7 protein-coding genes are annotated in these 6,296 nt (G+C 63.6%); 3 read left to right on the forward strand and 4 right to left on the reverse strand.

The features are described from left to right. Window positions 1–2: 2 nt before the first annotated feature. Window positions 3–374: a DUF3817 domain-containing protein gene (locus ACIGGF_RS02390; protein ID WP_397519812.1), complete on the reverse strand. Its 372-nt coding sequence runs from the start codon at window positions 372–374 to the stop codon at window positions 3–5. Between the two features lie 67 nt (window positions 375–441). Then, complete coding sequence (locus ACIGGF_RS02395) at window positions 442–1,632, reverse strand: acetyl-CoA C-acetyltransferase (protein WP_397519813.1); 1,191 nt, start codon at window positions 1,630–1,632, stop codon at window positions 442–444. Window positions 1,633–1,737: 105 nt separating this feature from the next. On the opposite strand from ACIGGF_RS02395, the gene mce reads away from it, so the two are divergent. Then, on the forward strand, window positions 1,738–2,220 hold the full coding sequence (mce, locus tag ACIGGF_RS02400) for a methylmalonyl-CoA epimerase (RefSeq protein WP_397519814.1): 483 nt from the start codon (window positions 1,738–1,740) through the stop codon (window positions 2,218–2,220). A gap of 59 nt (window positions 2,221–2,279) precedes the next feature. Continuing rightward, on the forward strand, window positions 2,280–3,242 hold the full coding sequence (locus tag ACIGGF_RS02405; protein ID WP_397519815.1) for a hypothetical protein: 963 nt from the start codon (window positions 2,280–2,282) through the stop codon (window positions 3,240–3,242). 28 nt (window positions 3,243–3,270) lie between these two features. Here ACIGGF_RS02405 and ACIGGF_RS02410 read toward each other — a convergent pair whose 3' ends face one another. Both ACIGGF_RS02410 and nucS read right to left on the reverse strand, forming a co-directional pair. Continuing rightward, a complete protein-coding gene (locus ACIGGF_RS02410; protein WP_397519816.1) occupies window positions 3,271–3,588 on the reverse strand; it encodes an ATP/GTP-binding protein in 318 nt (105 codons plus the stop codon). Between the two features lie 41 nt (window positions 3,589–3,629). Then, window positions 3,630–4,301, reverse strand: a complete 672-nt coding sequence (nucS, locus tag ACIGGF_RS02415) for an endonuclease NucS (RefSeq protein WP_397519817.1) — start codon at window positions 4,299–4,301, stop codon at window positions 3,630–3,632. 42 nt (window positions 4,302–4,343) lie between these two features. Here nucS and ACIGGF_RS02420 point away from each other — a divergent pair, with 42 nt between their 5' ends. Then, window positions 4,344–5,933 carry an adenylate/guanylate cyclase domain-containing protein gene (locus ACIGGF_RS02420; protein ID WP_397519818.1) on the forward strand — a complete coding sequence of 530 codons (1,590 nt, stop codon included), beginning with the start codon at window positions 4,344–4,346 and terminating at the stop codon, window positions 5,931–5,933. Window positions 5,934–6,296: the final 363 nt, after the last annotated feature.

Consider the following 6,296-nt stretch of genomic DNA (forward strand, 5'->3'; position numbering starts at 1 on the left):
AGTCAGGACACGACCTTCGCGTCGGGTACCGCCCGGCCCGTGCTGAGCTCGGCAAGGCGTCCGGTGCGTGCGGCCCAGATCTCGAAAATGACAGTGCCGAAGGGCGGGAACGCAGCGACGAGCGACAACAGGGTCGCCTTCACGTCCCACTTCAGCTTCACCGCCGTCAACACTGCTACGGCCAGATACACCACGAACACCCCGCCGTGGATCGGCCCGAAGATCTTCACGCCGATTTCGTTGCCGTCGGCCGGGAAATACTTGAAGGCCATTCCGATCAGCAAGCCCAGCCAGGTGAACGCTTCGAGCACGGCGATGAAACGAAAGCGTGTGGCTGTGGTGCTCAGGTCGAAGAACTTGGTCATGCCAGCCATTGTGCCCGGTCGGCTACGACAGAACGTAGTGGCTCTGGTCTCACTGTGGACCAGAGCCACGTCCGCCCTACTGCTTCGGCACCCGAACGATGAGGGCGTCGCCCTGTCCACCGCCGCCGCACAGTGCTGCTGCACCCACTCCGCCGCCGCGTCGCTGCAGCTCGAGGGCCAGGTGCAAGGCGATGCGAGCCCCCGACATGCCGAGCGGATGCCCGATCGAGATCGCTCCGCCGTTGACGTTCACGATCTCGGGATCAATGCCGAGTTCGCGCGTCGACGCGATTCCCACCGCTGCGAACGCCTCGTTGATTTCTACGAGATCGAGATCCTTGGGATCGATGCCGTCCTTCTCGCACGCCTTGGCGATGGCACGGGCCGGCTGCGACTGCAGTGTGGAATCGGGACCGGCGACCACTCCATGGGCACCGATCTCGGCGAGCCAGGTCAACCCGAGCGACTCCGCCTTCTCCTTGCTCATCACGACCACGGCGGCGGCACCGTCGGAGATCTGGGACGCGGATCCTGCGGTGACGGTTCCGGCCTTGTCGAACGCGGGGCGCAATTTCCCGAGAGAATCGACCGTCGTATCGGCGCGGATACCTTCGTCGGCCGTGAACTGAATCGGGTCGCCCTTGCGCTGCGGGATCGACACCGGTACGACCTCGTTGTCGAAGACGCCGTTCTTCCAGGCAGCAGCAGCTTTCTGATGCGACGCGGCAGCAAACGTGTCCTGCTCTTCGCGAGTGATGACCTCGGTGCTCTGGTTGCGCTGCTCGGTCAGTGCTCCCATGGCCTGGTCGGTGAAGATGTCGTACAGGCCGTCGTAGGCGAGGTGATCACGCATCGTGACGTCGCCGTACTTGAATCCGGCCCGCGACTTCTCGAGCATGTGCGGTGCCTGGGTCATCGACTCCTGGCCGCCGGCCACCACGATCTCGAATTCACCGGCGCGAATGAGCTGATCAGCCAGGGCAATGGCGTCGACGCCGGACAGGCACACCTTGTTGATCGTCAGCGCAGGCACCGTCATCGGAATGCCGGCAGCAACAGCGGCCTGACGGGCCGGAATCTGGCCGGCTCCGGCGGTGAGAACCTGGCCCATGATGACGTACTCGACCTGGTCGGGCGAAACCCCCGCCTTCTCGAGCGCACCCTTGATGGCGATCCCGCCGAGGTCCGATCCCGAGAGGTCCTTGAGCGCACCCGAAAAGCGCCCGACGGGCGTGCGAGCACCGGCGACGATGACTGTTGTGGTCACGATTTCCTCCGAAAGTGTGAAGACGGCCTTGTCGAGATCAACGCTCCGACGCGCCCGACCGATACCGGCCGGGCAGAGCAGCCAAATGCAGCTGGCGCTAACGTCATGGCCATGACCTCCAGCACACAGTCTTTCACGGGAGCTCCGCTCCGCTCCGACCTGGTGACGGCCATCGACCATGTCGGAATCGCCGTCCCCGATCTCGATGCTGCCATCGCCTGGTACACCGATCACCTCGGCATGGTCGCGGTGCACGAGGAGATCAACGAGGAGCAGGGCGTTCGCGAGGCGATGCTCTCCTTCCCCGGAGCCACGGAGAAGTCCGCTGCACTGCAGTTGCTCGCGCCGATCGACGAGTCGTCCACCATCGCCAAGTTCATCGGACGCAACGGGCCGGGACTGCAGCAGTTGGCTTACCGCGTCACCGACATCGAAGAGATTTCGACGGAGTTGCGCGCTCGCGGCGTTCGGTTGCTGTACGACGCCCCGCGCCGCGGTACCGCCGATTCTCGGATCAACTTCGTTCACCCCAAAGACGCTGGTGGAGTACTCATCGAACTGGTCGAGCCGAACCCCGACGCGCACTGATCGAACTCTGTGAACCAGCCGTATGGCTCTCTACTTGACTCACCGGTAAATTGACGGCCATGGCCATCGATCATGAGCGCACTTCTGCGGTGCAACTTCCCTTTTCCATCGTCCGGAAGGGGTTCGATCGCGACGAAGTCACCAACTACTTCGAGCGATTCGACGCCGAGCTGCGGCTGACGACCGCCGACCGTGACGCGGCCGCAGCGCAGGCTCGTGACCTGGCAAAGCAACTCGACGATGCACGTGACGAGATCGACGAGCTGCGCAAGGACATCGATCGTCTCTCGGTTCCGCCCACTACAGCGGAAGGCATGAGCGATCGAATCTCGCGCATGCTGCGCCTGGCGTCGGACGAGGCATCCGAGGTGCGGGCGAAAGCGCACTCGGAGTCCGAGGAGATGATTTCGGTTGCGCAGCAGGAAAGCGCTCGACTCCGCGGGCGGCACGAGTCGCTGGTGGCAGAACTCGAAGAACGCCGGACGGCTCTCGAAACCGAGCACGAGCAGACCATGGCGCAGGCGCGCACCGAGGCAGCTCGGGTGGTCGAGGCCGCACAGGCAGAGCGCGACAAGCTGGCAGCCGAGTCCGAGGCCAAGCGCGCCGAGGTCCAGGAGGATTTCGAGATCACGATGGCCGAGCGCCGAACCAAGGTGCTCAGCGCACTCGAAGAGCTCGAGGCGTCGAGCAAAGCCGACGCGGCACGACGCATCGAGGATGCCACCACCGAAGCTGCACGACGGCTCCAGTCCGCCAGTGAGCAGGCAGAACGACGCATCGCACACTCCAAGGAATTGGCCGAGGAGTTGCGTGTGCTGCGTAGTCGGGTGCTCGCTCAGCTACTCGGAATCCGCGGCCAACTCGATTCGGTGCCGGCCATGCTGGCCTCGGTCAACCGTGAGAGCGAACTACTCGACAACCCGGACCCGACGGCAATTCTGAAGAAGGAAGAAGAGAAGGCTGCAGCGAAGGCCGAAAAGGACAGCGAGGACGCGAAGGAATCGGCCGACTCGGCGTCCTGAACTCGCAGTACGCGCCCGGCCTCCCCCGCTACGACCATCTGCGGGTGAGGCCTCGCGTGTTTCTGCCGCTCCAACATCCGGTGTGCCAGTGCCTGCGGTTATCTGCTCCGCCGAAGTCGTCCGACGGCCACGCAACGATATGTGCGACGCCGGGCCGCACCTCGTGATCGCAGCCTGGGCACCGGTACGTCTTCACGGCCTTCGCACCCGGGATCATCCGCGTCGTGTACGAGTACCCGTCCGGACCGACCTCGGTCCGATTGCCACCCAGAACGGAGTCGGCCGGCGGACCGAGATCGCTCGGGCCACTCCGATTCGGTCGGCGGGGTTGATTACGGCGGGGCACCCGTCCAGTGTAGAGAACCAAGCCGTGGGTGCCGACAGTCGTCAGAAAAGCCGGAACTCGGTGCTGTCGGTTCCGCGCAGAACGTCGTAGTCCAGTGTGAGACAACGAATACCGCGATCAGTGGCCAGCGTCTTCGCCTGCGGCTTGATGACCTGCGCGGCGAAAACTCCGCTGACCGGGGCAAGCAACGGGTCACGATTGAGAAGTTCGAGATACCGAGTCAACTGCTCGACGCCGTCGATCTCGCCGCGACGCTTGATCTCGACCGCTACAGTGCCGCCATCAGCGTTGCGGCACAGTAGATCCACCGGTCCGATCGCAGTCATGTATTCGCGGCGCACAAGGGTGTAGCCATCACCCAAGGTGCTGACATGCTCGGCGAGCAATTCCTGAAGATGGGCCTCCACACCGTCTTTCACCAGCCCCGGATCGATGCCGAGCTCGTGACTCGAGTCGAGCTCGACGTCGTCGATGGTGATGCGAAGTTCCTCGCCCGCCTTGTTGGTGACGACCCACTTGATCGTTTCCTCTTCGGTTGTCTCGACCATCCAGCACGGCGGAGACATCCAATTGAGCGGCTTGTAGGCCCTGTCGTCCGCGTGCACGCTGACCGATCCATCGGACTTGACGAGAAGGAGGCGTCGAGCAGAGGGTAGATGTGCGGTGAGGCGGCCGATGTAGTCCACTTGGCAACGAGCAATAACTAGACGCACTCGACCACCTTAAGCCAGCCTGCCCGTTAGTCTGTGACGACCATGCCCAAATTCAGACGATCTGCAGCTCCGCTCGGCTCTCGGCTCCTCGGAGACACCACCGAATCACCGCGCCGTCGACGCATCCGAATCCAGCTGTTGCTGACGGTGTTCCTGGTGTTGTCGAATTTGATCGGTGCGGTGATCGTCGGGGTCCTGATCAGCGTCGTGGTTCCCGGCCCTGACGTTCTGGTGATGGATCGGTATTGGTGGGTCAACTTCATCGTCGTCCCGGTATACGTCTTTCTCGCTTTCCTGGTGGGTGTCGTCTGGGGCACCACCCGTGCGCTCAAAAGCCTGCGGTGGGGCATCGAGGACCGCGTACCCACCCGCTCCGAGCAGGTCGCGACCCTTGCGATGCCGTGGCGCCTGACGCGCATGCAGATTGCGCTGTGGACCGGTGGACTGATTCTGCTCACCACGATCGACGGCATCATCGATCCCCAGGCAATCCCGAAGGTCGCGTTCACGATTGCCGCGGGTGGCACAGTGGTCTGCGCGTTCAGCTACCTGCTCAGTGAGTTCGCGCTCCGGCCCATCGCAGCTCGCGCCCTGCAGGCCGGCGACCCACGCCGCATCCGGATAGCCGGAGTCATGGGACGTTCACTCCTGTCGTGGTTGTTGGGCACCGGCGTTCCGGTGTCCGGATTGATGATGATCGCGGTGTTCCGCTTTCTCCGACCCGAGACGAGCGCAAACCAGCTTGCCGTGTCGATCCTCGCGCTCGGCGGGATCACCATCGTCTTCGGTTTTGCGCTGACCGTCCTGGGTGGCTTCGCCACCACCTCCCCGATCAACAACGTGCGGGCGGGTATGGCCGAAGTCGAGAAAGGCAATATGGACGTCCGCCTCGCGGTCTACGACGGAACCGAGCTCGGTGAACTACAGAGTGGTTTCAACCGAATGGCCGACGGGGTGAGGGATCGCGAGAAGATCCGCGACCTGTTCGGTCGACACGTCGGACACGAGGTCGCCGAGAAGGCACTGCAGTCCGAGAGCGAACTCGGCGGCCAAGAACGCGATATCGCGGTGTTCTTCATCGACTTGGTCGGATCGACCGAATTGGCCGCGTCACGGCCGCCGACCGAAGTGGTGGACTTGCTCAACCGATTCTTCGCGGTGGTCGTCGACGAAGTGGACGAACACGGTGGATTCATCAACAAATTCGAGGGAGACGCGGCGCTGGCCATCTTCGGAGCCCCGAACGACATTGCCGACCACTGCGGGTCGGCACTCTCGGCCGCACGAGCCATTGCCAGACGGTTATTGGTCGAAGTACCCGAATGCAGCGCCGCAGTAGGCGTCGCAGCGGGCCGCGCGGTTGCCGGCAACGTCGGTGCAAAGTCTCGCTTCGAGTACACCGTCATCGGCGATCCGGTGAACGAGGCCGCCCGACTTTCCGAATTGGCCAAGAACGCTCCGGGCGCAATTCTCGCCTCGAAGACTGCAGTGGACGGTGCGGCGAGCAACGAGGCCGATCGCTGGGAATTCGGTGACCGCGTCACTCTTCGCGGACGATCGGCAGAAACAGTGCTGGCGAACCCCAAGGACGTGAAGGTCGCCGCAGAGCAGCCAGAGGCTGTTCACGCTTGACGGGAAGACCTTCCCTCTTCGCCAATTCCATTCCGCCGCAATGACGCTGACTGAGTTCTGCTGCCGACACCATCGAGGCGCAAACGCGTGCGCGTTCGTCGGGTGTGCGGGAAATAGGTAGTGGTCAGGGCGCGAGTGTGCGTGCGTTCGGCGAATGCGCTCGCGTGTGCGGGGTGACGGGTCCGTAGCCGGGGGCGGTGCTGTTCGACCGGCGGGGCTTCACCGCTGCTCTGCGTTGCGCGGACGCGTGCGCGTTGCGCGGACGCGTTGATGGCGCTCATCGAAAGTGCTCAACTTCGCTCAGCGAAAGTGCTCACCCGGTAGCGGTGATCACTGTAGCGGTTGACGGCTCCCGGTGACGGC

Origin of the sequence: Rhodococcus sp. NPDC078407 (assembly GCF_044542515.1) — a bacterium.
GTDB lineage: Bacteria > Actinomycetota > Actinomycetes > Mycobacteriales > Mycobacteriaceae > Rhodococcoides.